The 22,671-nt window shown below is 74.6% G+C and carries 21 protein-coding genes; 8 read left to right on the top strand and 13 right to left on the bottom strand.

Translation table 11 applies throughout. The features are described 5' to 3' along the window. Window positions 1-174 precede the first annotated feature (174 nt). From OG899_RS24560 to nhaA, 4 genes are all read right to left on the bottom strand, one after another. On the bottom strand, window positions 175-972 hold the full coding sequence (locus OG899_RS24560; RefSeq protein ID WP_189427592.1) for a phosphatase PAP2 family protein: 798 nt from the start codon (window positions 970-972) through the stop codon (window positions 175-177). A gap of 218 nt (window positions 973-1,190) precedes the next feature. After that, window positions 1,191-2,150 carry a hypothetical protein gene (locus OG899_RS24555; protein WP_406311157.1) on the bottom strand — a complete coding sequence of 320 codons (960 nt, stop codon included), beginning with the start codon at window positions 2,148-2,150 and terminating at the stop codon, window positions 1,191-1,193. Then, window positions 2,147-2,488, bottom strand: coding sequence for a PadR family transcriptional regulator (locus OG899_RS24550; RefSeq protein WP_125499972.1), 342 nt, complete (start codon window positions 2,486-2,488; stop codon window positions 2,147-2,149). The genes OG899_RS24555 and OG899_RS24550 overlap by 4 nt, the downstream gene beginning before the upstream one ends. 202 nt (window positions 2,489-2,690) lie before the next feature. Continuing rightward, entirely contained in the window at window positions 2,691-4,571 is a 1,881-nt protein-coding gene (gene nhaA / locus OG899_RS24545; RefSeq protein ID WP_406311156.1) for a Na+/H+ antiporter NhaA, read from the bottom strand. A 244-nt stretch (window positions 4,572-4,815) separates the two neighbouring features. Between nhaA and dhaK the strand changes: the two genes are divergently transcribed. The 4 genes from dhaK (at window position 4,816) to OG899_RS24525 (ending at window position 8,382) form a co-directional block, all read left to right on the top strand. Further along, window positions 4,816-5,808 (top strand): dihydroxyacetone kinase subunit DhaK, encoded by a 993-nt coding sequence (gene dhaK, locus OG899_RS24540; RefSeq protein WP_125499971.1) that lies wholly within the window; start codon window positions 4,816-4,818, stop codon window positions 5,806-5,808. Window positions 5,809-5,859: 51 nt separating this feature from the next. After that, window positions 5,860-6,477, top strand: coding sequence for a dihydroxyacetone kinase subunit DhaL (dhaL, locus tag OG899_RS24535; RefSeq protein ID WP_168131190.1), 618 nt, complete (start codon window positions 5,860-5,862; stop codon window positions 6,475-6,477). Further along, a complete protein-coding gene (locus OG899_RS24530; RefSeq protein ID WP_125499969.1) occupies window positions 6,470-6,880 on the top strand; it encodes a PTS-dependent dihydroxyacetone kinase phosphotransferase subunit DhaM in 411 nt (136 codons plus the stop codon). Before dhaL ends, OG899_RS24530 begins: the two co-directional genes overlap by 8 nt. A gap of 938 nt (window positions 6,881-7,818) precedes the next feature. Continuing rightward, entirely contained in the window at window positions 7,819-8,382 is a 564-nt protein-coding gene (locus OG899_RS24525) for a hypothetical protein (RefSeq protein WP_168131189.1), read from the top strand. 93 nt (window positions 8,383-8,475) lie between these two features. Here the strand turns inward: OG899_RS24525 and OG899_RS24520 are convergent, their stop codons facing one another. Then, entirely contained in the window at window positions 8,476-8,838 is a 363-nt protein-coding gene (locus tag OG899_RS24520) for a hypothetical protein (protein WP_206345172.1), read from the bottom strand. A gap of 314 nt (window positions 8,839-9,152) precedes the next feature. Here OG899_RS24520 and OG899_RS24515 point away from each other — a divergent pair, with 314 nt between their 5' ends. After that, window positions 9,153-11,231 carry a SpoIIE family protein phosphatase gene (locus OG899_RS24515; RefSeq protein WP_125499968.1) on the top strand — a complete coding sequence of 693 codons (2,079 nt, stop codon included), beginning with the start codon at window positions 9,153-9,155 and terminating at the stop codon, window positions 11,229-11,231. A 55-nt stretch (window positions 11,232-11,286) separates the two neighbouring features. Here OG899_RS24515 and OG899_RS24510 read toward each other — a convergent pair whose 3' ends face one another. Beyond that, window positions 11,287-12,114 (bottom strand): putative protein N(5)-glutamine methyltransferase, encoded by an 828-nt coding sequence (locus OG899_RS24510; RefSeq protein ID WP_125499985.1) that lies wholly within the window; start codon window positions 12,112-12,114, stop codon window positions 11,287-11,289. 415 nt (window positions 12,115-12,529) lie between these two features. Here OG899_RS24510 and OG899_RS24505 point away from each other — a divergent pair, with 415 nt between their 5' ends. Then, the gene (locus tag OG899_RS24505) at window positions 12,530-13,024 is read left to right on the top strand and encodes a MarR family winged helix-turn-helix transcriptional regulator (protein WP_373296016.1); all 495 of its coding nucleotides are present in this window, start codon (window positions 12,530-12,532) and stop codon (window positions 13,022-13,024) included. On the opposite strand, the gene OG899_RS24500 is transcribed toward OG899_RS24505, so the two are convergent. Continuing rightward, complete coding sequence (locus OG899_RS24500) at window positions 13,007-13,786, bottom strand: GNAT family N-acetyltransferase (protein ID WP_125499165.1); 780 nt, start codon at window positions 13,784-13,786, stop codon at window positions 13,007-13,009. The two genes, OG899_RS24505 and OG899_RS24500, sit on opposite strands and share 18 nt — an antisense overlap. Then, window positions 13,783-14,706, bottom strand: coding sequence for an NADP-dependent oxidoreductase (locus OG899_RS24495; protein ID WP_251503542.1), 924 nt, complete (start codon window positions 14,704-14,706; stop codon window positions 13,783-13,785). The genes OG899_RS24500 and OG899_RS24495 overlap by 4 nt, the downstream gene beginning before the upstream one ends. A gap of 316 nt (window positions 14,707-15,022) precedes the next feature. Between OG899_RS24495 and OG899_RS24490 the strand changes: the two genes are divergently transcribed. After that, window positions 15,023-15,991 carry an acetylxylan esterase gene (locus tag OG899_RS24490; protein ID WP_125499163.1) on the top strand — a complete coding sequence of 323 codons (969 nt, stop codon included), beginning with the start codon at window positions 15,023-15,025 and terminating at the stop codon, window positions 15,989-15,991. A 195-nt stretch (window positions 15,992-16,186) separates the two neighbouring features. On the opposite strand, the gene OG899_RS24485 is transcribed toward OG899_RS24490, so the two are convergent. Continuing rightward, window positions 16,187-16,921, bottom strand: coding sequence for a class I SAM-dependent methyltransferase (locus OG899_RS24485; protein WP_125499162.1), 735 nt, complete (start codon window positions 16,919-16,921; stop codon window positions 16,187-16,189). Between the two features lie 279 nt (window positions 16,922-17,200). Between OG899_RS24485 and OG899_RS24480 the strand changes: the two genes are divergently transcribed. Continuing rightward, entirely contained in the window at window positions 17,201-18,391 is a 1,191-nt protein-coding gene (locus OG899_RS24480) for a D-alanyl-D-alanine carboxypeptidase family protein (protein WP_125499161.1), read from the top strand. A gap of 124 nt (window positions 18,392-18,515) precedes the next feature. Here the strand turns inward: OG899_RS24480 and OG899_RS24475 are convergent, their stop codons facing one another. From OG899_RS24475 to glpK, 4 genes are all read right to left on the bottom strand, one after another. Beyond that, window positions 18,516-19,532 carry an asparaginase gene (locus tag OG899_RS24475; protein WP_125499160.1) on the bottom strand — a complete coding sequence of 339 codons (1,017 nt, stop codon included), beginning with the start codon at window positions 19,530-19,532 and terminating at the stop codon, window positions 18,516-18,518. A 132-nt stretch (window positions 19,533-19,664) separates the two neighbouring features. After that, window positions 19,665-20,384 carry a FadR/GntR family transcriptional regulator gene (locus OG899_RS24470; protein WP_168131184.1) on the bottom strand — a complete coding sequence of 240 codons (720 nt, stop codon included), beginning with the start codon at window positions 20,382-20,384 and terminating at the stop codon, window positions 19,665-19,667. 145 nt (window positions 20,385-20,529) lie between these two features. Next, window positions 20,530-20,937, bottom strand: a complete 408-nt coding sequence (locus OG899_RS24465) for an SseB family protein (RefSeq protein WP_125499158.1) — start codon at window positions 20,935-20,937, stop codon at window positions 20,530-20,532. Window positions 20,938-21,111: 174 nt separating this feature from the next. Continuing rightward, the gene (gene glpK, locus OG899_RS24460; protein WP_251503545.1) at window positions 21,112-22,635 is read right to left on the bottom strand and encodes a glycerol kinase GlpK; all 1,524 of its coding nucleotides are present in this window, start codon (window positions 22,633-22,635) and stop codon (window positions 21,112-21,114) included. Window positions 22,636-22,671: the final 36 nt, after the last annotated feature.

The following is a 22,671-nucleotide window of genomic DNA, read 5'->3' as shown; positions in this document are numbered from 1 at the left end:
TCCGCCGGCCCGACGGCACCTCCCGCCGGTGGCGGGCGACATCCCCGAGGGGACGCGGTGCCACCGCGGGATCCGGACGCGACCACGGGCACCGCGCCGCTGCGTTGGCCGGTCCGCGGTCCGGTCGCGGTACCTGCTCGCCCGGTGGCGCCCGTAGATGCTCGGCGGCCGGTGTCAGCCCCGGGCGGGGCGTGTGCGGCGTTCGGCGGGCGCGGGCCCGTTCTCCGCGGTGAACCACAGCAGGGTCACGCACGCGAGGGCCGTGACCATGTGGACGAGCGGACCCGACAGGGAGTCGCTCCGCCCGCCGCCGACCACCGCGCCGGCCACCGCCAGTACCAGGCCGATGGCGGTCAGCGCACGCGGGCACCTCACGACGCGGGGTGTGTCGCCGGGCAGCAGCCGGGCCGCCAGACCGTACAGGCCGCAGGCCAGCAGGGTGGAGCCGAGCACGTCGCTGGGCCGGTGGTCGCCGATGGCCTGGACGGTTCCGGCGATGAGGGCGAACCACGTCGTGCCGATCACCAGCACGTAGGGACGGACACGCGCGGACACGACGAGGGTGAGTCCGAGGGTGAGCGCGGCCGGGACGGCCGCGTGTCCGCTGGGGAAGCTGGGGTCGACGAGCATGACGTCCGCGTGCACCAGGTCGGGGCGGGGAAGATGGTCCTTGCCTGCCGTCGTGCCCACCAGAGTGAGCCCCACCACTCCGGCCGCCAGGCAGCCGCGACGCCGGCACCTGCGGACGAGGGCGACGGCAGCGATGACGGCGCACCCCACCACCAGGGTCGGCATGGCGCTGTCGTCCAGCGGAGGTATGGGGTGTGAGTCGTAGGCCACCCCGGACCAGTCGTGCATCCAGGCCCCGCCGCCACCACCGGCCGGGACGAACAGGGAGTTCTCGGCCCGCTGCCCGAACGGGGTGCAGACCGCGAGCAGGTAGACGGCCACGACCGCGCAGAGACAGAGCACGGCTGGGATGCGGGGCCGGGTCGTCCGCGCGGGCGGCGGTACAGACGTGCTTCCCGAGGCCTCACCGGAGGTGTGCGCGGACGTGGACGCGGTGGGGGGATCCAGCTGGGTCATCTTCTCTCTCGGTGGAAGGGCGGACACGCGTGCGGGCCTGGCACACGGTGGAGGCGGGGCGTCGGCGTGGCGGCGGGAGTAGTCGGCCCCGGGGTGTGTTGGTCCTACCTGCAGAGGATCCGGCTCTGTCCGTGCTGCGCGGTGATCGCCAGAAGGGGCAGGGGTGCGACCAGGAGGACGAGGACGACCAGGTCCGGCAGGGAATGCAGGAACCAGTGCGGCTCGTGCACGATGGCCTGGGTGCGGACGGACGCGAAGGCGGCGACGGGTACCAGCCACCGGTGGTCGCCGGTGGCGGCGGTCGCCACCCACGCGCCGATCAGCGCGGCGATCTCCAGGACGAACAGGCCGCGCTGGAACGCGGGGCTGACGGCGCTGATGTGCAGGGTCCCGGCCACGAACATGGCGGCGGCGACAGGGAGCAGCCAGAGGCAGGAGCGGCGGCGCAGCCGGCTCGGACGGCAGGCCGCCAGCACGGCGCACGCGGCGCACAGCGCCCCGGAGAGCACCAGGTCATGAGCCGTGATCGGGGCGCCCAGGCCGTAGTAGCCCATGCCCAGCTTGCCCTCGCCGCCGAAGACCGCGCTGTCGTTGTACGTCGCACCGGCGTACACCATGGACGCCGCCGCCGGCAGCGCGATCCACGCTCTGCCGCGCAGCAGTGCGATCAGGCACACCAGCGGAAGCAGCCCGTAGGGCAGCAGCCGTGTCCGCGTACCGGGGCCTTCGGCCCACGGGTACCAGCCGGAGAAGTGGAAGGCGATGGCCTGCCGACCGGGGTCGATGTGCAGCGCCCAGTGCCACACGTCCTGCAGGTACGGCACCAGCGCCAGCGCGGCGAGAACGAGCGCGCCGAGGTGGATGCCGTCCAGCCACCACGGCCGCGCCGTGTCGTCGGTGACGGCGCGGGCGCGGGCCGTCACCCCTTCCCGCACCAGGGCGACGACCTCGCGCGGCGGAGGCATCGCGCGGCCGGGATACGCCTCGGCCAGGCAGTCCAGCAGTTCCCTGCCCTGGCGGGAGCGGTAGGGCTCGGGGTAGACCGCGAGCAGCAGGCGGTTCACGCCGGGTTCACCCCCGCCTGCCGCGTGCGGTTGATCACCACGGCCGCCGCCTGCTGCATCCGCTGCGCCTCCCGGCCGAGCACCTCGAGGCCGGCCTCGGTGAGCCGGTAGTAGCGCCGCGCCCGTCCGTCGACGATCTCCTCCTCGCCCCCGGCCACCAGCCCGGCCCGCTCCAGCCGATCCAGCGCGCCGTAGAGGGTGCCGACGGCGATCCGGAGCCGCCCGTCGGTGGCACGCTCGGCGGCCTTGATGATGCCGTAGCCGTGCAGGGGGCCGTCCATGAGCGCAGCGAGGATGAAGTACTGCGGTTCGGTCAGGGACGGATTGCGCTGTGTCATGGCACCGAGCATATATCGAGCACCGATATATTCGGCAAGCCGGTGCGTCCACCTCACAGCACCCGGGCCGACACCGCCGGGATGCGCGGCGGTCGCGACGCAGGCGCCGCGACCGCGAGACGGCGCCGGAGTTCACACGTGCGTCGTCCGGGCATGCGGCCCGGTCCGGAGCGTGCCCTGCGAACGGCTCGCGGCAGGTGTGTCAGTGTGCGCCGGACACCGCATGCTCCCGTGCCGCCCGTACGGCGGCGGAGAGGCCGGCGATGTCGTAGGCACCGTGATGCCGACGGCCGTTGACGAAGAACGTGGGGGTGCCCGCGACCCCGCTGAGGTCCGCCGACTCCACGTCCTCCGCGACGCGCGCCGCCGTGTGCGGGGCGCGCAGGTCGCGCTCGAACCTGTCCACGTCCAGGCCGAGTCCGGCCGCGTGGTCGCGCAGCTGGTCCGGGCGCAGCTCGCCCTGGTGGCCGAGCAGCAGATCGTGCATCTCCCAGTACCGGCCCTGTGCCGCGGCCGCCTCCGCCGCCTGTGCCGCCAGTTGCGCGAACAGGTGGACGTCGGTCAGCGGCAGGTGCCGCCATACGTAGCGCACATCGCCGAAGTCGCGGAGCAGCTCACGGACCACCGGCTCGGCCTGCCCGCAGTAGGGGCACTCGTAGTCGCCGTACTCCACGACCGTCACGGGTGCCCGCTCCGGTCCGCGCACATGATCCCGGTCGGGATCCACCGGCATCGCCAGGTCGACGATGGACTCGGCGTCGCCCTGCAGCAGCCGCTGCCGGGTGCGGCGCGGCAGCGCGGCGACGACCGCGGTGAGGAGTCTGCCGAGCAGGAAGGAGCAGACCACCGCGGCCAGGATGCCGGTCTTGGCGTCGGCCAGCCGGGTCCCGTCGAACGCCAGGGTGGCGATGAGGAGGGAGACCGTGAAGCCCGACCCGGCGAGCGTTCCGGCCACGGCCACGGCGCCCCAGCCGACCGGCAGCCGCACCCGGCCGCGCCCGAACACCTGGGTGAGCGCGGTGGCCCCGACGATGCCCAGGGGTTTGCCGCACACGAGGCCGAGGACGATGCCGAGGGCGACCGGTGAGGTGAACGCCCTGGCGAGCTGGTCGGCGCCGAGCACGATGCCGGTGTTGGCCAGGGCGAACAGGGGGACGACGACGTAGCTCGTCCACGGGTGGAACAGGCCCTGCAGTCGTTCGTTCGGGGAGAGGGCGGAGGCGAGTCCGGCCCGCAGCGAACGCTCCAGCTCCGGCGTGGGCTGTTCGCGGAACCTCCGGAACAGCCCGGTGGCGTGCTCCAGGTCGGCACGGCTCGCGGGATAGGCGTAGGTGAGCAGGCCCATCGCGAGGCCGGTGACCACCGGGTCCACACCCGACTCGACCAGCGCGCCCCACGCCACCACCGCCGGCACCGCGTAGGCCACACCCCGGCGCACCCCGAGGGCACGCAGGAACAGGATGACGACGAACACACCTACGGCCGCCAGCAGGGCCGGCACGTCGATCCGTTCGCTGTAGGCGACGGCGATGACGACCAGGGCGACGAAGTCGTCGACCACGGTGACGGTGAGGATGAACACCCGCAGCCCGCTGGGCATGCGGCGCCCGACGACGGCCAGCGCGCCGAGGGCGAAGGCGGTGTCGGTCGACATCGCCGCTCCCCAGCCGGACGCGGACGCCTGGCCGGCGTTGAGCGCGAGATAGATGACGACGGGCACGAGCATGCCGCTCAGGCCCGCGGCGAGCGGCAGGGCGAGCCGGGTGCGGTCGCGCAGCTCGCCCATGTCGAACTCGCGGCGGGCCTCCAGGCCGACCACGAAGAAGAACAGCGCCATCAGCCCGCTGTTGACCCACTCGCGCAGCGACAGCGACAGTCCGTGCGTGCCGAGCCCCACGGACAGACGGGTCCGCCAGAACGACTCGTAGACGTCGGGCGCGGCGTTGGCCCACGCCAGCGCGGCCAGCGCCGCCACCACCAGGACGGCCGCACTGCCGGTCTCGGTCCGCAGGAAGTCGCCCAGCGGCGAACGGGAGTCGCCGCAGGCGCTCTGGCCCGTGTACTCGTCGGATGGGGTGGCCATGGTCAGCCGCTCTCCTGCCTCCCGCCGTGGGGTCCCGGCCGCCGGCCGCTGGTGACGGAACGGCGGCGTCGGCGTCATTCATTCCACGACACGTGACCTCGGCTGCCCCAGGGCAGATACTTCCGACAGCGGCAGCCCGCCTTCACCCGTACGCCGACCACCGATCTGACCACCCCTCACCACGGCCGCCGCCGATGCCCGAAGCGCAGGTCACCTGTCTGTTAGTCTCACCAGGAGGTACCCCATGAGGATGCTGATCAACGTCCCGGAGACCGTCGTCGCGGACGCTCTGCGGGGCATGGCGGCCGCCCATCCCGAACTGACGGTCGATGTCGAGAACCGGGTGATCGTGCGGCGGGACGCCCCGGTCGCCGGGAAGGTGGCGCTGGTCTCCGGCGGCGGTTCCGGGCACGAGCCGCTGCACGGCGGCTTCGTGGGTCCGGGCATGCTCTCGGCGGCCTGTCCCGGTGAGGTCTTCACCTCCCCCGTTCCGGACCAGATGGTGCGGGCCGCGGCGGCCGTGGACAGCGGGTCGGGCGTGCTGTTCGTGGTGAAGAACTACACCGGGGACGTCCTCAACTTCGACATGGCGGCCGAGCTGGCCGAGGACGAGGGCATCCAGGTCGCGAAGGTGCTGGTCGACGATGACGTGGCGGTGACCGACAGCACGTTCACGGCCGGACGGCGCGGCACCGGTGCGACGCTGTTCGTGGAGAAGATCGCGGGCGCGGCGGCCGAGGAGGGGCAGCCGCTGGAGCGGGTGGAGTCCATCGCCCGGCGGGTCAACGACAACTCCCGCAGCTTCGGGGTGGCGCTGAGCGCGGTGACCACGCCGGCCAAGGGCACCCCGACCTTCGACCTGCCGCCGGGCGAGCTGGAGCTGGGCATCGGCATCCACGGCGAGCCCGGCCGGGAGCGGCGGCCGATGATGACCGCCCGGGAGATCGCCGATGTCGCGGTGGACGCGATCCTGGAGGACCTCGACCCGCGCGATCCGGTGCTGCTGCTGGTCAACGGCATGGGGGCGACCCCGCTGCTGGAGCTGTACGGCTTCAACGCGGAGGTGCACCGGGTGCTGGCCGAGCGCGGGGTGGCCGTGGCCCGCACCCTGGTCGGCAACTACGTCACCTCTCTCGACATGGCGGGTGCCTCGGTCACCCTGTGCCGGATCGACGAAGAGCTGCTGCGGCTGTGGGACGCGCCGGTGAACACGCCGGGGCTGCGCTGGGGTGTGTGACCCGGGGTCGTGTCCCATGTATCGATGCACCTATCTCGAAGGGGAGTTCTTGTGCTCGACACCGACTTCTTCCGTCGTTGGATGACGGCGGCCGCCGCATCGGTCGACCGCGAGGCGGAGCGGCTGACCGCTCTGGACTCGGCGATCGGGGACGCCGACCACGGCAGCAACATGCAGCGCGGGTTCACGGCCGTGCGGGCCGCGCTGGAGAAGGAGGCACCCGACACGCCGGGCGCGGTGCTGATCCTCGCCGGGCGGCAGCTGATCTCGACGGTGGGCGGCGCCTCCGGGCCGCTGTACGGCACGCTGCTGCGCCGCGCGGGCAAGGCGCTCGGTGAGGCGGCCGAGGTGAGCGAGGAACAGCTCGCCGAGGCGCTGCGGGCGGGTGTCGAGGGGATCAAGCAGCTCGGCGGGGCCGCACCGGGCGACAAGACCATGGTGGACGCGCTGGTGCCGGCCGTCGAGGCGCTCGGTGACGGTTTCGCCGCGGCCGGCGCGGCCGCCGAGCGGGGCGCCGAGGCGACCACGCCGTTGCAGGCCCGCAAGGGGCGGGCGAGCTATCTGGGCGAGCGCAGCATCGGGCACCAGGATCCGGGGGCGACCTCGTCGGCACTGCTGATCGCGGCTCTGGCCGAGGCCGCCGCGGGAACGGAGGATTCCGGTGAGTGACGAGAGGGTCGTCGGCGTCGTGCTGGTGTCGCACAGTGCTCAGGTGGCCGCGTCGGTGGCCGAGCTGGCCAAGAGCCTGGCGGGCGGTGCGGCGGCGGTGCCGGTGGTGCCGGCGGGCGGCCGGGAGGACGGCGGCGTCGGTACCAGCTCGGAGCTGGTCGCCGCGGCCGCGGCGTCCGCCGACCGCGGTGCCGGGGTCGCGGTCCTCACCGACCTGGGCAGCGCGGTGCTCACGGTGAAGGCGCTGCTGGCCGAGGGCGACGAACTGCCGGAGGACACGCGTCTGGTGGACGCGCCGTTCGTCGAGGGCGCGGTGGCCGCGGTCGTCACGGCGGCCACGGGTGCCGACCTGGACGCGGTCGAGGCGGCGGCCCGGGACGCGTACGACTACCGGAAGGTGTGAGTCGAGGGTCGGCCGGTGCGGACGCCTGCGGTGCGGTGCTGCCGCGCCCTCGGGCCCGGCGGGCGGACCCCGCCCGCGCGGACGGCCACCTCCGGCGCGGCGGCCGGGGACCGGACGTGCGGCACGCGCCGCCGGCCCGGGGTGCGTCCGCGTCCGGACGGCCGTGACCGCCGGGTGCGCCCGGGCTCCGTGCCGGTCCGCCGCAGCGGAACCGGCGGTTCGGACGGGTCCGGGTACACCTGCCGGGCGGCCGGGAGCCCTCGCACCCCTCGGTGACCGGGCCCCGGCCGCCCGCGCCGGCGCGGCATCAGCGACGACAGCGGTCCGCGCCACGGCGTGAACTACCCGCTGTCCACGGGAAGTTCAGCCGGGTTGAGGTTCAGCATACGTAACGGGACCCGCATGTCACCCACGGTGGTGCGGGAAACGCCCCGCGCGGGACGGGACGCGGTCCGTGCCGGCGGCCCGGACGGTGGAAGGACCGTGCGCTGACGGCGGTTGACGAGGCACAGGGCTCGCGCGTGGCGTGGCCGGACCGGTCGGCGCGGCGGTGGGCCCGGGCGTGTCGTGGTGCCGGGCGACCCGCCCGTGGCGCGCGCGGAACGGCCCGGGCGACACGCGGGTGCGGTCGCTTCGAGGAAGGGCCCTCACAGCCCGGGCTGCCGCCGCTCACCCGCCCGGCCGAACCACCGGAGTGGTCCGCGCCGGCGTCACCGTGATCACGTCGGAGCGGGCCCGGCCGGTGGGCGGAGCCGTGGCGCCGGGGCGGGGGCGGCGCGCGATCCACCGGACGGACGGCTCGTCACCCGGGCGGTGCGGCCCGGCGTGCGGGAGGCGCCCGACCGGCGTTTGCTGCCCCTTGAGGCGGCACGGGCGATCCCCAATTCTCCGGCGGCACCTGGGACGATCCGCCGACCGTGCCACCGGAGGACTGTCGCATGGGCAACACTCAGCCACACCTGCGCCCCGGCCCGGTGGCGGCGGCCGCCGCCCTCGCGCTCGGAATCGCCGTCGGCCCTGCCGCCGCCGAGCCGGGGATCTTCGTGAGCGCCGACGGGTCCACGGTGTCGGTGACCACCACGGTGTGCCCGGATCTCGGCGGCTTCTGGGGCACGGCCGCCCTGCTGTCCGCGGAGCAGACGAGTGTCGCCGAGGGGCGCCGGGCGGAGCTGACGGGATCGGCCGCGGGCCAGTCGGCCGTGTGGCAGGACGTCCGCCCGGGCACCTACACCGTGATCGTGGTCTGCGCGGACAACGTCACCGCGGGCACGCAGGCGGTCACCGTCTCGGCCGCCGCCCGCCCGTCCGCCTCGGCCTCCCCCGCCTCCGCCGCCTCCCCCGCCTCCGTCGCGTCCGTGCGGAGCCGGGCCGGCGGGCACACCGAGGCCGCCGGGGACGACCGGTCCGTCGCCCTGGCGGCCGGCGGGGCCGTGGTGGGGGCCGCGATGATCGGTACGGGCTGGTGTCTGCGCCGCCGCAGCATGCGGCCCTACCGGCTGTGACCGGCAGCCGGGGTGGGACGGCCGGCTCGCGCGTGGCCGCCGGCCCGGGCGGGGCGGCGGCCACGGCCGGTCCTCCGGCAGGGTGCGCGGACGTCAGCGGCTGGTGAGCCGCACGTGCAGCTCGCGTTCCTGGTCGCCGGAGGCGGTGCACAGGTCGTCGACGGCGAACACGTCGTCGAGCAGGGTGCGGAACCGGTCGATCGCCCAGTAGCCGCCCTGCACGTCCGCGATCACGGAGCCCTGCAGGTGGACCGGCTTGCAGCTGCCGTGGGCGTCGGCCACGTCGTAGGTGCCGAGCCACACCGTCGGGCGCACCTCGTGGAAGTCGCGGGGCACGTCCTGCGGGCTCCGGTCGGAGGTGAAGCAGGAGCGCAGGACGTCGAACACGATCCGGGCGTCCTCCTTGCTGCACCCGCTCAGCTCCACGGAGACGGATTCGGGGTGCTGCTTGTCCATCGTGATCGCTCCTCTCGTGGCCGCCGTGCGGTATCGGGGTTCCCCTCGCGCGACGCACCACTCCTCCCCCGGTGTTTCTTCCGGCAGAACACCTGCTCCGCCCCGAACACCAGCTGCCGCGGGCCGCTGCGGCCGGCCCGGCCGGCGGAACGCGGCCGGGGACGGTCCGGGCAGGTGACACCCGGCGGGGTGGGCCGCGCACCGGACCGGGCGGGCCGCGGTCCCTCGGCGCCGTGGGTGCGGGCGCGGTACAACGGGGTGTGTCGGCACCAGGTGGCTCGGGCCGCGCGGACGGACGAAGGGCGGTGCGTGGGATGACTGCAGCCGGGGCTCGCTCGGCCCAGGGCGGCGAGCACCCCCTCGGCCCGGTGCAGCCGAGCGGGCTGCTCGACGTGCTGCGGGTGGCGTCGGTGGTGCTCGACGCCCGGGGACGCATCGTGCTGTGGAGCCCGCAGGCCGAGGAGCTCTTCGGTTACTCCGCGCAGGAGGCGCTGGGACAGTACGCGGGCCGGCTGATGGTGCACGAGGAGAACCTCGGCCTGGTGATCAAGCTGTTCACCGACGTCCTGCGGACCGGCAAGGGGTGGGCGGGTGCCTTCCCCGTCCGCCACAAGGACGGCAGCACCCGGATGGTGGAGTTCCGCAACATGCGGCTGCTGGACGACCGGGGAGACGTCTACGCGCTCGGTCTGGCCGCCGACCAGTCGACGGTACAGCGCCTGGAGCGCGACGTGGCGCTGTCGGCGCGCATGGTCTCCCAGTCCCCGATCGGGCTGGCCGTGCTGGACACACGGCTGCGTTTCGTGTCGGTCAATCCGGCGCTGGAGCGGATCGACGGCGTCCCGTCCGAGCAGCGCCTGGGGCGGACGCTGAGCGAGGTGCTGCCGCGCCTGGCCCCCGGGGAACTGGAGTCCGCCGCGCGCCGAGTGCTGGAGAGCGGCGAACCCCTCGTCGACGTCTTCGTCGTGGGCCGCACCCGGGCCGCACCGGACGAGGACCGCGCCCTGTCGGTGTCGCTGTACCGCCTGGAGGACGCCAACGGCACCGTGCTGGGGGTGGCGGCGTCGGTCGTGGACGTCACCGAGCAGCACCGGGCCGGTCTGGAGGCGGAGGCGGCACGCCGGCGTCTGGCCCTGCTCGCCGACGCCTCCGCCCGGATCGGGACCACCCTGGACCTGGACCGCACGGCCCAAGAGCTGGCCGACGTGGTCGTGCCGGAACTGGCCGACGTGGCCGCGGTGGATCTGCTGGAGGAGGTCGTCGCGGGGCGCGACAGCAGCCCAGGGCGGCAGGACGGCGTGCTGATCCGTGCCTTCGCGCTGCGGGCCGACGGTTCCGCGGAGGCGCTCGCGGCGGCCGATCCGACCGGAGAGATCGCCCACTACCCGCCCGAGCGCCTGGTCACGCAGTGTGTCCGCACCGGTCGCCCGGTGCTGGTGGCGAAGGCTCGGGACGAGGACCTGTTCCGTATCGCCCGCTCCCCGGAGGCGGCTGGGCTGCTGAGACGCGCGGGGGTGCACTCGTATCTCGCCGTGCCGCTGATCGCCCGCGGCGAGGTGCTGGGCGCACTGGACCTCAAACGCACCCGTGATCCCCGCCCGTTCGACGAGGACGATGTGCTGCTGGCCCGGGAGCTGGCCGCCCGCGCCGCCGTGCAGATCGACAACGCGCGCTGGTACCAGCACGCCCGCGACACCGCCCTGACCCTGCAGCGCAGTCTGCTGCCCCGGCACCCGTCGGTGACCGGAGGGCTCCAGGTGGCCTCCCGCTATCAGCCGGCGGGCGCCACGGTCGAGGTGGGCGGCGACTGGTTCGACGTGATCCCCCTGCAGGACGACAAGACGGCACTGGTCGTCGGCGACGTCATGGGCAGCGGCATCGACGCGGCCGCCACCATGGGACGGCTGCGCACCGCGACCAAGGCGCTGGCCTCACTCGACCTGGACCCCGCCCGGCTCCTGGAGCATCTGGACCGGATCACCGACGGCCTGGACCAGTCCATCGCCACCTGTCTGTACGCGGTCCACGACCCGGACCGGCGTCAGTGCCGCATCGCCAACGCCGGGCATCTGCCGCCGGCCCGGGTCCGCCGGGGCCGGACACCGGAACTGCTCGAGCTGCCGACCGGGGTGCCGCTGGGCGTCGGCGGGGTCGCCTTCACCACCACCACGGTCGGCCTGGAGCCCGGCGACCAGTTGGTGCTGTACACCGACGGGCTCGTCGAGACCCGCCGTGATCCGCTGGACGAGCGTCTGAAGCTGCTGCTGACCCTGCTCGACGATCCGGAGTGTCCCCTGGAGGACCTCTGCGACCGCCTGCTGTGTGCGCTGCGCCACCCGGACAACCACGACGACGTGGCCCTGCTCGTGGCCCGCGCGCAGGTGCCCGCGTAGGGCGCCCGCCGTCGGGACGAGGTGGCACCTGCGGGTGCGGACCGGGCAGCCGGCTTCAGTGCCGGACGCCCACGACGACGGTCGCGTCCAGCTCTTCGCGGACCGCGAGGCGTGCGGCGAGACCGCTCGCGGTGAAGGCCGCGACGGCCGCCGGTGCCTGACGGGTGCTGGTCTCGACGACCAGGCAGCCGCCGGGGGCGAGCCAGTCGGGTGCCCCGGCCACCACCCGGCGCAGGACGTCCAGGCCGTCCGCGCCGCCGTCGAGGGCGACCGGGGGTTCGTGCTCGCGGGCCTCCGGCGGCAGCAGGCCGACGTGAGCGGTGGGCACGTACGGGACGTTGGCGGCGAGGAGGTCCACGCGCCCGCGCAGGGCGGCCGGGAGCGCCGCGAACAGGTCGCCCGCGTGGACGTGCCCGCCCAGGGGGCCGAGGTTGCGCCGGGCGCAGCGCACGGCCGAGGGGTCGACGTCGGCGGCGTGCAGCTCGGCCGGTCGCAGAGCGGCGGCCAGCGCGGCGCCCACCGCGCCGGACCCGCAGCACAGATCCACCACGACGGCCGCGTCCGGCGCCTGGAGCAGGGCCTGGTCGACGAGGAACTCGGTGCGGCGCCGGGGCACGAAGACCCCCGGTTCCACGGCGATGCGCAGCCCGCGGAACTCGGCCCAGCCGAGCACCTGTTCCAGCGGCAGTCCGGCCGCGCGACGGCGCACGAGGGCGACGAGCTGGTCCGGGGTGTGCGCGGCGCCGAGGATCAGCTCCGCCTCGTCCTCCGCGAACACGCAGCCGGCGGCGCGCAGCGCGGCCACGGTCGCCGCGCGCACCGCGGGCGGCGAGGAGAGAGAGGAGACGAAGGGGGCGGAGGGGTGGTGCTCGGGGCGGGGCATGGTGGGCCACCTTCCGGGGCGGAGGCGCTCCCGCGGCCGTCCGCCGACGGTGGTCCGCACCGTCGGGAGGGGAGCGTGGGTCCGGGCCGGCCCGGCGGTGACGGGCGCATCCGTGCGGTCTGCCGCGGCCGATGGTCAACCTACCGCACCGGCTCGTTCCCGGACGCCTGCCGTGCGCGCCCGCCGTGACGCTCCGGTGACGTTCTTCCCGGTGCCCGGCGCCGGCGGACGCGACACGAGATTCCGGTCCGGTCGGCGGCGTCGGCGGTACCCGCCGCCGGGGCGTCGGTCCGGGGTCGACGGTCCCGGATCGCCGGTTCCCGGGGAGCGTTCTGCCGGGCCGGACCCGCCGTGCCCGGCTTGTCCGCCGCACCTATACAGTTGCAGTGCGCAACAGAGTCGGGGAGGTAAGTCCGTGCCAGCAGCCGAGGGGCCTTCGGAGCCGGTCGACACCGTCGTGGTACGCGGCACGGACGCCGCGGAGACGGCCGTGGAGACCATCCACCGGGAGCTGACGGTCTTCGCGCGCCGGGCGCGCGCCTCGGCGGGCCGGATGCACCCGGAGCTGTCCCTGGTGTCGTACACGCTGCTCGGGCACCTGGAGGAGAGCGGGGGCTGCCGGGCCACCGATCTGGCCCAGCACTATGTGCTGGACAAGTCCACGATCAGCCGTCAGGTGACCGCGCTGGAGCGGGCCGGTCTGATCGAGCGGCGCCTGGACCCGGAGGACCACCGGGTCCAGGTGCTGCAGCTGACCGACGCCGGCCGGCGGATCCTGGCGCAGGTCACCGAGAGCCGCCGGGCGGCCTTCCAGGAGCGTCTGGCGGACTGGCCCGCCGAGGACCTGAGCCGCTTCGCCGGCTACCTCACCCGGTACAACGCCTGGACCCCGTCACCGGACGCCGCCTGAGACCGGCGCCTCGGCGGCCTCGTGCCGCCGGGGCTCCGTCACCGGCACGGCGGCGCCGGCCGCGTGCCGGGGCGGTCGGGCCTCGAGGAAGGCGGTGCGGCGCCGCAGCCGGAAGCCCAGCGACTCGTACAGCCGAATGGCGGTGGTGTTCTGCGCCCCGGCGTGCAGGAACGGGGTCTCGCCGCGTTGCCGGATGCCGTGGGCCACGGCCCGGATCAGCCGGCCGGCCAGGCCCTGCCCGCGGTGGGCGGGGTCGGTGCAGACGGCGCTGATCTCGGTCCACCCGGGCGGGTGCAGCCGCTCCCCCGCCATCGCCACCAGGGCGCCCCTCCGGCGGATTCCGAGGTAGGTGCCCATCTCGACGGTGCGCGGCAGAAAGGGGCCGGGCCGGGTGCGGGCGACCAGGTCCAGCATCTCCGGCACATCGGCCGGGCCGAGGCGGACCGCCTCGGGGTCGGGGGCGGCGTCGAGGCCGTCGTCCACGAGCTGCACGCCGTCCACGGCGGAGGTGATCTCCCAGTCCTCGGGGACGCTGCCGTGGAAGCCGAGCAGCGGCACCGTGGCGCCGGGTGCGGCGAGACGGGCGAGGGTGGCCCAGTCGGCGGCGTCCGGTTCCTCGGGCATCGCCAGCCAGGGCGAGACGTCGACCGGGTAGCGCAGGATCCGTCCGTGCCGCTCGGCGAAGGGTGCGTGCGGTCCGGTCAGGGAGGCCAGGGCGGGATGGTCGAGGACGTGGTCCGACACGTTCCGGCCGCCGCTCATCCGCTCACCTCGATCACGATCTTGCCCTGGGAGTGCCCGTCCTCGACGGCGCGCAGCGCCTCGTCGGCCCGCTCCAGCGGGAAGGTCCGGGTGACATGCGGGTCCAGGTCGCCCCGCACGACGAGCCGGGCCACCTCGTCCAGGACGGCCCTGGTGCGGGTGCGGACCAGCCGATGCCCGCCGAGCTTCTCGACGTCCTGCGCCGCGGCACCGGCCGTGATCAGTTTCGACCGGTCGGTGAGCAGCCCGGCCGCCTCGGTGAGCACGTCGCCGCCGACGAGATCGAAGACGGCGTCGACACCGTCCGGGGCGGCGGCGCGGGCCCGTTCGGTCCAGCCCGGGCCGGACGGCACGTGCACCGCGCCGAGCGACTCCACGAAGCCCTTCTTGCCGGCGCTCGCCACACCCAGAACCCGCAGTCCGGCGGTGCGGGCGAGCTGCACGGCGGCCGAGCCGACCCCGCCGCCCGCGCCGGTGATCAGCACGGTCGCTCCCTCGGGCAGGTCCAGTTGCCGCAACCCGTCGTGGGCGGTGGCCGCGGCGACCGGCAGGGCGGCGGCCTCGGTGAAGGACACCTCGGCGGGCTTGTGCGCGGTGACGTCGGCCCGCAGCAGCGCGTACTGCGCACAGCCGCCGGTGACGGTGTTGCCGAAGACCTCGTCGCCCACCGCGAAGCCGGTCACGTCCTCGCCGGTCTCCTCGACGACTCCGGCCGCCTCGCTGCCGAACACCACCGGGTGCACCCGTGGTGCGTCGCCGGGCCGGCGGAATCCCTCGCGCAGTTTCCAGTCCACCGGGTTCACTCCGGCCGCCCGCACCGCGATCAGGATCTGCCCGGGGCCGGGCCGCGGCCGGTCCAGGTCCACCAGTGCCTCGGTCTCGGGACCACCGTCCCTGGTGAACACGTACGCCTTCGGCATGTACGCACTCTCCTTCCGGTCGGTGCCGCACTCGTACACCGTCGTCGGTCGCCGAAATCGCCGGTGCGGCACACGCTCAGCTGCAAGGACGGCCGGTGGAGGGCTATTCCCGGCGCGAGCAGGAGTTCACACGGCCGTAACGAGCCGGGGCGGCGCGCCGGGGGCGCAGGAGGCGGGGTCCGGCTCTCTGGTGCGCGCCGGGGACCCCGCCGTACGGTGTTCCCCGCGATGTCCCTGTCCGTCCGCGCCCGCACACCTGTGCCCGCGCCCGTCCGCGTGTTCCTGTTCCCGAGTCTGTCGACCGAGGCGGTTCCGTATGGCTGTGTTCGACCTTCCCCTCGACGAACTGCGGGAGTACCGCAGCGCGTCCACCGAGCCCGAGGACTTCGACGCGTTCTGGGCCAAGACGCTCCAGGAGGCCCGCGAGCACGAGCTGGACGCGCGCTTCGTACCGGTCGACACCCCGCTGACGACGGTCGAGGTGTACGACGTGACGTTCGCCGGGTTCGGCGGCCACCCGGTCAAGGGCTGGCTGACGCTGCCCGCCGGCGCCGACGGACCGTTGCCGCTGCTCGTGGAGTTCGTCGGCTACGGCGGCGGGCGCGGCCTTCCGCACGAGCACCTGCTGTGGGCGTCGACGGGCCGGGCGCACTTCGTGATGGACACGCGCGGGCAGGGCAGCACCTGGGGCGGCGGGGGCGACACCCCCGACCCGGTGGGCGGCGCACCGGCCTACCCCGGGTTCATGACCCGGGGCATCGACGCACCGGAGAACTACTACTACCGCCGGGTGTTCACCGACGCGGTGCGTGCCGTGGAGGCGGCCCGCTCCCACCCGCTGACCGACGCGTCGCGGACCGCGGTGCTCGGCAGGAGCCAGGGCGGCGGCATCTCCCTCGCGGTGGGCGGCCTGGTGCCGGACCTGGTGGCGGTGGCCCCGGACGTTCCGTTCCTGTGCGACTTCCCGCGGGCGACGACGCTGACCGACCGTCACCCGTACCGGGAGATCGGGCTGTATCTGAAGACCCATCGCGGGCACACCCAGGACGCGCTGCGCACCCTGTCCTACTTCGACGGGGTGCACTTCGCGGCCCGGGGCCGGGCTCCGGCGCTGTTCTCGACGGCGCTGGAGGACGAGACGTGTCCGCCGTCCACCGTGTTCGCCGCGTTCAACGCCTGGGCGCACGACGACAAGACGATCGAGGTGTACGAGTTCAACGACCACGAGGGCGGGGGCCCCTACCAGGAGGACGTCCAGATGCGCTGGTTGCGCTCGTATCTGTGAACCCCGCGTACCTGTGAACCCCGCGTGCCTGTGGACCCCACGCGGACGCCCGGGCCGCCCGCGCACACGTGAGCCGTGCGTGGGCGTCGGCGTGCGGGCGCCGGGCGTGGGTGAGCGCGGCCGACCGCGGCCCTGCTCGGCCCGGCCTGCGGGCCGGCCGTGCTCGGGCCTCCCAGCCTGCCGTGCGGGCCGTGCTCAGGTGTCCCCGCCCGTCCTGCGGGCCGTGATCAGGCGTGCCCGCGGGCTGCCGTCGGCGCGGCGGCCGAACTCGGGCAGGGCGTGCAGCTCCACGTCGAATCCGGCCCGCCGCAGCTCGCGCAGCAGTGCGCCGAAGCGGATCGCGCGGTAGTACATGACGAACGGCGGCTTCCACACGGCGTTGCGCATCCGCATCACCGCGTCGAAGCCGAGCAGCGCCCAGAAGGCCGCCGACGTCGGACGCGGTGGGGCACCCACCGGCAGGGCGAACACGCCGCCGGGCCGCAGCACCGCGTGCACCTGCCGGGCCAGCACGGGCAGTTCGGCGGGCAGGAAGTGCCCGAGTGCGCCGAAGCTGACCACCAGGTCGAAGGCCGCGGTGAAGGGCAGAGCCCGGGCGTCGGCACGCACCCAGGACACCGGGCAGCCGCCCCCGGGCGGGTGACGTCGGGCGACGGCGAGCATGCCGGCGCTGAAGTCGACGCCGGTCGCCGTCCGCCGGCACACCCGCGTCAGGACGTCGAGCCCGGCGCCGGTGCCGCAGCACAGATCGAGCCCGTCGTCGAACGGGCCGAGCCGCTCGAGTGCCGCGCCGACGGCGTCCAGGACGGACGGCGGGGTCCGGAACGGCGTGTGGTCGAACTTCGGTGCGAGCAGGTCGTAGCCGCGCTCGACGGAGGACAGTGCCTGCACGGCGAGTTCGCGCAGTGTGGGGCCTTCGGGGCTGAACATCGGTGTCAGCTTACGGCGACCGCGGGAGCAGGACGCCCGGTGCCTCCGGCCGGGAATGCGGGGGCCCGCGGTGCGTCCGGAGCCGGCGGGGGCCGACCGCGGACGTGCAGACGTGCTGACGTGCCGGAGGGAAGCGACCGTCCCGGGCGCGGTGTGCGGTCCGCGGGTGGCCGCCGCACGCCCCGACGGCCGTACGTGCTGGGGCATCCGGGTGCCTGCGGCCCCCGTTCGGCCCCCGGCGAGGTCACGTCCGATCCGATCCCTTCCTACGTTTTCGATATGAAGATCGGATATTCCTTTCGGACTGCCGCGGCGGCCTGTGCCCTGTGCACCAGCGTCCTGCTGCCGGTCTCGCCGGCGGCCGCGTCGGGCGGCACCGGAACGGACCCCGGTGCGGGGCACCGATCCGCCGGCGCCCCGCTGCCGCAGCCGGCCCTGCTGCAGCGCGAGGGCACCCAGGTCCGGCTGCGTCCCGGCGCCCCGCAGCTGCCGGAACTGTCGGCGCTGAGCTGGCTGGTGGCCGACGCCGACACCGGGGAGGTGCTGGCCGCGCACGACGCGCACCGGAAACTGGCACCCGCCAGCACCCTGAAGACCCTGTTCGCGCTCACCGTGCTGCCCACGGTTCCCGCGAACGTCCGGCACACCGTCAGCCGGCGCGAGCTGGCCGGGATCGGCGAGGGCAGCAGCCTCGTCGGCGTCGTCCCGGGCGAGACCTACCGGGTGTCGGACCTGTGGCGCGGGGTGTTCCTCAACTCGGGCAACGACGCCGTGCACGTGCTCGCGGAGCTGAACGGCGGCTGGGAGCACACCGCCCGCCAGATGCAGGCCAAGGCCCGGTCGCTGGGCGCGCTGGACACCCATGTGGTCTCGCCCGACGGCTACGACGCCGATGGGCAGGTGTCCTCGGCGTACGACCTGGCCGTGTTCGGGCGGGCCGGGCTGCGCAACCCCGACTTCGCGCGGTACTGCTCCACGGCGCACGCCTTCTTCCCCGGCACGAACGGCACCATGTATCAGATCGCCAACACCAACCGGCTGCTGACCGGCGCCAAGGGGGTGGAGCCGTATCCGGGGCTGATCGGGATCAAGAACGGCTACACCTCCCATGCGGGCAACACGCTGATCGCCGCGGCCCGGCGGGACGGCCGCACCCTCGTGGTCACGGTGATGAATCCGCAGCAGGGCGGCGGCCTGCAGGTGTACGAGGAGGCACGGGCCCTGCTCGACTGGGGCTTCGCGGCTGCCGACCGGGTCGATCCGGTGGGATCGCTGGACGCGCTGCGCCCGGTGTCCCACACCGCCCGCCCGGCCGCCGGCACCGGTGCACGCTCCGAGCAGACCTCGGCCTCGGACCGGCCGGCGACGGCCGCGCTCGCGGGCGCGGCCGGACTGGGCGCGGCGGGCCTGAGCATCGGCCTGGTCCTGGCGAACCTGCGCCGCCGCAGCAACCGCATCACCCGCGGCTGACGCGCGGGCGCCGGCGCTGTCCCGGCCGGCGCGCAAGACGGGTGGTGTCACCCGGACCGGCGGTGCCCACGTGGGCCCGGCGCCGGACGTGCCGGGCCAAGCGGCCGGCCCGTCGCGCGGATGTTCAGGCGCAGGCGGGCTCGGGGATCTCCCCCAGCTCCGCGACCGGGCGGACGCGTCCGACCGGCTCGCCGCCGCCGAGCACGGTCTCGCCCGCGAAGCCGGTGAGCAGCGCCGGGTCGACGCCGGCCCGGACGAGCGCGGCCGCCGCGACCGGGATCCGGGCCCGGTTCGCACCGTCGGCGATCTTCACGGCGACCGCGCGGCCGTCGGGCAGCGCGGCGACCTGCACGCCCTCGAAGCCGTCCTTGGCGAGCAGCCCGGGCACGGCCCGCATCAGCGCGGCCACGTCCCGGTCGGCGCCGGAGACCATCTCCGGGTGGGCGCGCATGGCGTCCGCGACCCGGGCCTCGGGAGTGCCGGGCGCGGCGGTGGTGATGCGGGCGACGGCGCGGGCCAGACCGTGCAGGGAGACGGCGAACAGGGGCGCGCCGCAGCCGTCGACGGTGACGTGGGCGATGCGCTGCCCGGTGAGGTCCTGCACGGTGTCCGCGACGGCCTGCTGGAGCGGGTGCGCCGGGTCGAGGTAGTCGTCCAGGGACCAGTCGTTGAGCACGCAGGTGTACAGCATGGCCGCGTGCTTGCCGGAGCAGTTCTGGGCGAGCCTGGAGGGGCCGCGTCCCTCCCGCACCCAGGTGTCGCGCACCGCCGGGTCGAACGGCAGGTCGGGGACGTTGCGCAGCCGGTCCTCGGACAGGCCGGCCAGGCGCAGGATCCGCCGGGTGCCGTCCAGGTGGCGCTCCTCGCCGGAGTGGCTCGCCGCGGCCAGGGAGAGCAGGTCGCCCTCCAGCGGCAGCCCGGCCCGCACCATGGCGACCGCCTGGAGGGGTTTGAGCGCCGACCGCGGGTAGAAGGCGGCCTCGGGGTCGCCGAGCCGGAAGACGGCGTCGCCGGTGGCGTCGAGGACGACGACCGAACCGTAGTGGACGCCCTCGGTCACGCCGCCGCGGACGAGGTGGGCGACGGGGGCGTGGCGGGGTTCGCGGACGCAGGGTGCCTCGGAGAGGGGGATGGTGTGCATCACTACCTGGGTGACTCGTGACGTGTGCTCGCCGGTACGCGCGGGTTTGCGCGCCGGCCCGGCCGCGGGCGCGGGTGACCCGCCCGCGGCGTGCGGGGACTGCTCGGGGGTGTGCCGGGACTGCTCGGGGTGTCAGGTCCCGGCCGCGGAGGGGGTGCGCGTGGCGCGCACGATGTCGGTGAGGGTCGTCTCGACCCGGTCGAGGTGGTGGGACATCGCCGCGACGGCGTCCTGTTCCCGGCCGGCGGCGAGGGCCTCGACGACGGTGCGGTGTTCCCGGTCGGACTGCTCGCGCCGGCCGCCCAGCTCGTTGAGGAAGGCGGACTGGCGGGCCAGGGCGTCGCGGATCTCCTCGATCACCCGGCAGAACACGGGGTTGCGCGCGGCCCGGGCGACGGAGAGGTGGAACAGGGTGTCCAGCGCGACCCACGCGGTGGTGTCGGTCTCCCGTTCCATGCGCTCCAGCAGGTTCCGCAACCCGTCCAGGTCCTCGGCGGTGCGGCGCTGCGCCGCGTAGCCGGCCACCGGGATCTCGATGTGCCGGCGGACCTCCATCAGGTCCCGGGCCGTGTAGTCGCCGAAGGTCGGGTCCTGCACGGTGGGCGCGACCACGAAGGTGCCCTTGCCGGTCCTGGAGACGGTCAGCCCCATGGCCTGCAGGGCGCGCAGCGCCTCCCGCAGCACCGGGCGGGAGACCTCCAGGGTGCGGCACAGCTCCGCCTCGGAGGGGAGCTTGTCCCCCACGGCGTACTCCCCGCGTTCGATGGCGCCGCGCAGGTGGGCCAGGACCGCCTCCGTCGCACTGACGCGCCGCGGTACCGGACCGGCTGTCTGGCTGTCTGACAGGTTCACGGGCCGATGGTGCGGCCGGCGGCCGGTGCCTGTCAAACCGGGCCGGCTCGGGGACGGCGGCCGGAGCGGCGGAGAGCGCCCGGCGGCCCGGCGTCGGTCGGGGCGCGGGGCCGCCGCCTCGCGTCGGCCGGCGTCCCCGCGCCGCTCAGCTCTGCGGCCGTGCCAGCAGGGTGCGCACGCCCTCGGAGGTGAGGGTCAGGCCGTGCGGGGAGCTGCCGTCGATGGTGAGCGACAGATCGTCGGCCGGCCACTGGGAGGCGAGGGCACCGAGGGGCACCAGGCGGTAGCGGGAGATGAAGGGCAGCAGCTGGGACATCTCCAGTTCGGAGGTGAACACGGGCACGACCGGTACGCCGCCGGGCTGTTCCAGGACCGGCAGCGCCACCGCCGCCGGGTTGGTGGCGTCCTCGTCGCTGACGTCGTCGGGCACCGGGATGAGGACGTCGCTGCCGGCGAGCGTGTCCAGCGCCGCCGGGTCCTCGGCGTTCACGGCGAGCACGTCCAGCGCGCGCTGGGCGGGCGTGGCGTTCTCGTGGTTGGCGGGTGTCTCCATGGCAGATTCCCTGGTCGCGGGGTTCGTGCGGCCTGTCCGGGAGTGCCCCCGGGCAGCCCTGCTCGCGTACCCAGCAGCGGGCGGTGCAACCGTCCGCGGGCGGAGACGCCCTGGGGTCACCTGTGGGGTCCTGCCGACGGCGCGGCGCCGTCGGGGGGGTGCCGCGCGCGGGGGTCAGGGTGCGCTCGGCCTGCGGGGCGGACGGACCCAGCCGAAGGACCGTTCGACGGCCTGCCGCCAGCTCTCGTACTCCTCCTCGCGCCGCTCGGGATCCATCGCGGGCAGCCACTGGGCGGCCCGGTGCCAGTTGGCGCGCAGCGCCTCCAGGTCCGGCCAGTACTCGACGGCGAGCCCGGCGGCGTAGGCGGCGCCCAAGGAGACCGTCTCGGCCACCAGAGGCCGTACCACGGGCACGTCGAGCACATCGGCGAGCATCTGCATCAGCAGGTTGTCGCTGGTCATGCCGCCGTCCACCTTCAGCCGGCGCAGCGGCAGCCCGCAGTCGGCGTTTATGGCGTCCACGACCTCCCGGGTCTGCCAGGCGGTCGCCTCCAGCACGGCGCGGGCCAGGTGGCCCTTGGTGATGTAGGAGGTCAGGCCGACGACGACCCCGCGGGCGTCGCTGCGCCAGTGGGGGGCGAACAGGCCGGAGAAGGCCGGCACGATGTAGCAGCCGCCGTTGTCCTCCACCGTCCGCGCCAAGGTCTCGATCTCGGGCGCGGTGCCGATCAGCCCGAGCTGGTCGCGGAACCACTGCACCAGCGAGCCGGTGACGGCCATCGGCCCTTCCAGGGCGTACACCGTCGGCTCGGTCGCGATCTTGTAGGCGATGGTGGTGATCAGGCCGTTGCGGGAGCGCACCAGCTCGGTCCCGGTGTTCCTCAGCAGGAAGCTGCCGGTGCCGTAGGTGCACTTGGCCTCCCCGGGCGAGAAACACGTCTGCCCGAACAGGGCCGCGTGCTGGTCGCCGAGCGCGGCGGTGATGCGCACACCCGGGAGCAGCGCGCGGGCCTCGCCGTAGCTCTCGGCCGAGGAGCGGATCTCCGGCAGCAGCGCGCGCGGCACGCCGAAGAAGTCCAGCAGCTCGGAGTCCCAGGTCAGGGTGCGGAGGTTGACGAGCATGGTGCGGCTGGCGTTGGTGGGGTCGGTGATGTGCAGCCCGCCGTGGATGCCGCCGGTGAGGTTGTAGATCAGCCAGCTCTCCATCGTGCCGAAGAGCACCTCGCCGGCCCGGGCGCGTTCCTCGAGCCCCTCCACGTGGTCGAACAGCCAGCGGATCCGGGGGGCGGAGAAGTACGTGGAGGGCGGCAGGCCGCAGCGGTCCAGGAAGTACTCGTCGCCGGGACGGTTCCGGAGCGCGTCGACGAGGGGCGCGGTGCGGGTGTCCTGCCAGACGATGGCGCGGCCCAGCGGCAGGCCGGTGCGCCGGTCCCACAGCACGGTGGTCTCCCGCTGGTTGGCGATGCCGATGGCGGCGATGGCTCCGGCGTCCACGCCGATGTGCGCCATCGCCTCGGGCACGACGCGGCGGACGTTGCGCCAGATCTCCACCGGGTCGTGCTCGACCCAGCCGGGCCGGGGGAAGTACTGGCGGTGCTCCCGCTGAGCGACCGAGCACAGCCGTCCCCGCTGGTCGAACAGGATGCATCGAGTGGACGTGGTGCCCTGGTCGATGGACATCACATACCGGTCAGCCATGCTTCGGGTCCGCCTTCCGGTGCGTCGCGCGGGTCG

The sequence above is a fragment of the Streptomyces thermoviolaceus genome, from assembly GCF_045209695.1.
Classification (GTDB): Bacteria; Actinomycetota; Actinomycetes; order Streptomycetales; family Streptomycetaceae; genus Streptomyces; species Streptomyces thermoviolaceus.
Note: the sequence above shows the minus strand (reverse complement) of the source record. Positions and strands in the feature narration are given on the sequence as shown.

What these genes read in the sequence shown, in the direction of transcription:
- OG899_RS24495 (WP_251503542.1), bottom strand. Translation starts at nt 14,706, where the DNA reads ATGCCGAAGGCGTACGTGTTCACCAGGGACGGTGGTCCCGAGACCGAG.
- OG899_RS24510 (WP_125499985.1), bottom strand. Translation starts at nt 12,114, where the DNA reads ATGCCCCGCCCCGAGCACCACCCCTCCGCCCCCTTCGTCTCCTCTCTC.
- OG899_RS24480 (WP_125499161.1), top strand. Translation starts at nt 17,201, where the DNA reads ATGAAGATCGGATATTCCTTTCGGACTGCCGCGGCGGCCTGTGCCCTG.
- OG899_RS24520 (WP_206345172.1), bottom strand. Translation starts at nt 8,838, where the DNA reads ATGGACAAGCAGCACCCCGAATCCGTCTCCGTGGAGCTGAGCGGGTGC.
- nhaA (WP_406311156.1), bottom strand. Translation starts at nt 4,571, where the DNA reads ATGGCCACCCCATCCGACGAGTACACGGGCCAGAGCGCCTGCGGCGAC.
- OG899_RS24485 (WP_125499162.1), bottom strand. Translation starts at nt 16,921, where the DNA reads ATGTTCAGCCCCGAAGGCCCCACACTGCGCGAACTCGCCGTGCAGGCA.
- OG899_RS24500 (WP_125499165.1), bottom strand. Translation starts at nt 13,786, where the DNA reads ATGAGCGGCGGCCGGAACGTGTCGGACCACGTCCTCGACCATCCCGCC.
- OG899_RS24475 (WP_125499160.1), bottom strand. Translation starts at nt 19,532, where the DNA reads ATGCACACCATCCCCCTCTCCGAGGCACCCTGCGTCCGCGAACCCCGC.
- OG899_RS24515 (WP_125499968.1), top strand. Translation starts at nt 9,153, where the DNA reads ATGACTGCAGCCGGGGCTCGCTCGGCCCAGGGCGGCGAGCACCCCCTC.
- OG899_RS24465 (WP_125499158.1), bottom strand. Translation starts at nt 20,937, where the DNA reads ATGGAGACACCCGCCAACCACGAGAACGCCACGCCCGCCCAGCGCGCG.
- OG899_RS24490 (WP_125499163.1), top strand. Translation starts at nt 15,023, where the DNA reads ATGGCTGTGTTCGACCTTCCCCTCGACGAACTGCGGGAGTACCGCAGC.
- OG899_RS24525 (WP_168131189.1), top strand. Translation starts at nt 7,819, where the DNA reads ATGGGCAACACTCAGCCACACCTGCGCCCCGGCCCGGTGGCGGCGGCC.
- glpK (WP_251503545.1), bottom strand. Translation starts at nt 22,635, where the DNA reads ATGGCTGACCGGTATGTGATGTCCATCGACCAGGGCACCACGTCCACT.
- dhaK (WP_125499971.1), top strand. Translation starts at nt 4,816, where the DNA reads ATGAGGATGCTGATCAACGTCCCGGAGACCGTCGTCGCGGACGCTCTG.
- OG899_RS24550 (WP_125499972.1), bottom strand. Translation starts at nt 2,488, where the DNA reads ATGACACAGCGCAATCCGTCCCTGACCGAACCGCAGTACTTCATCCTC.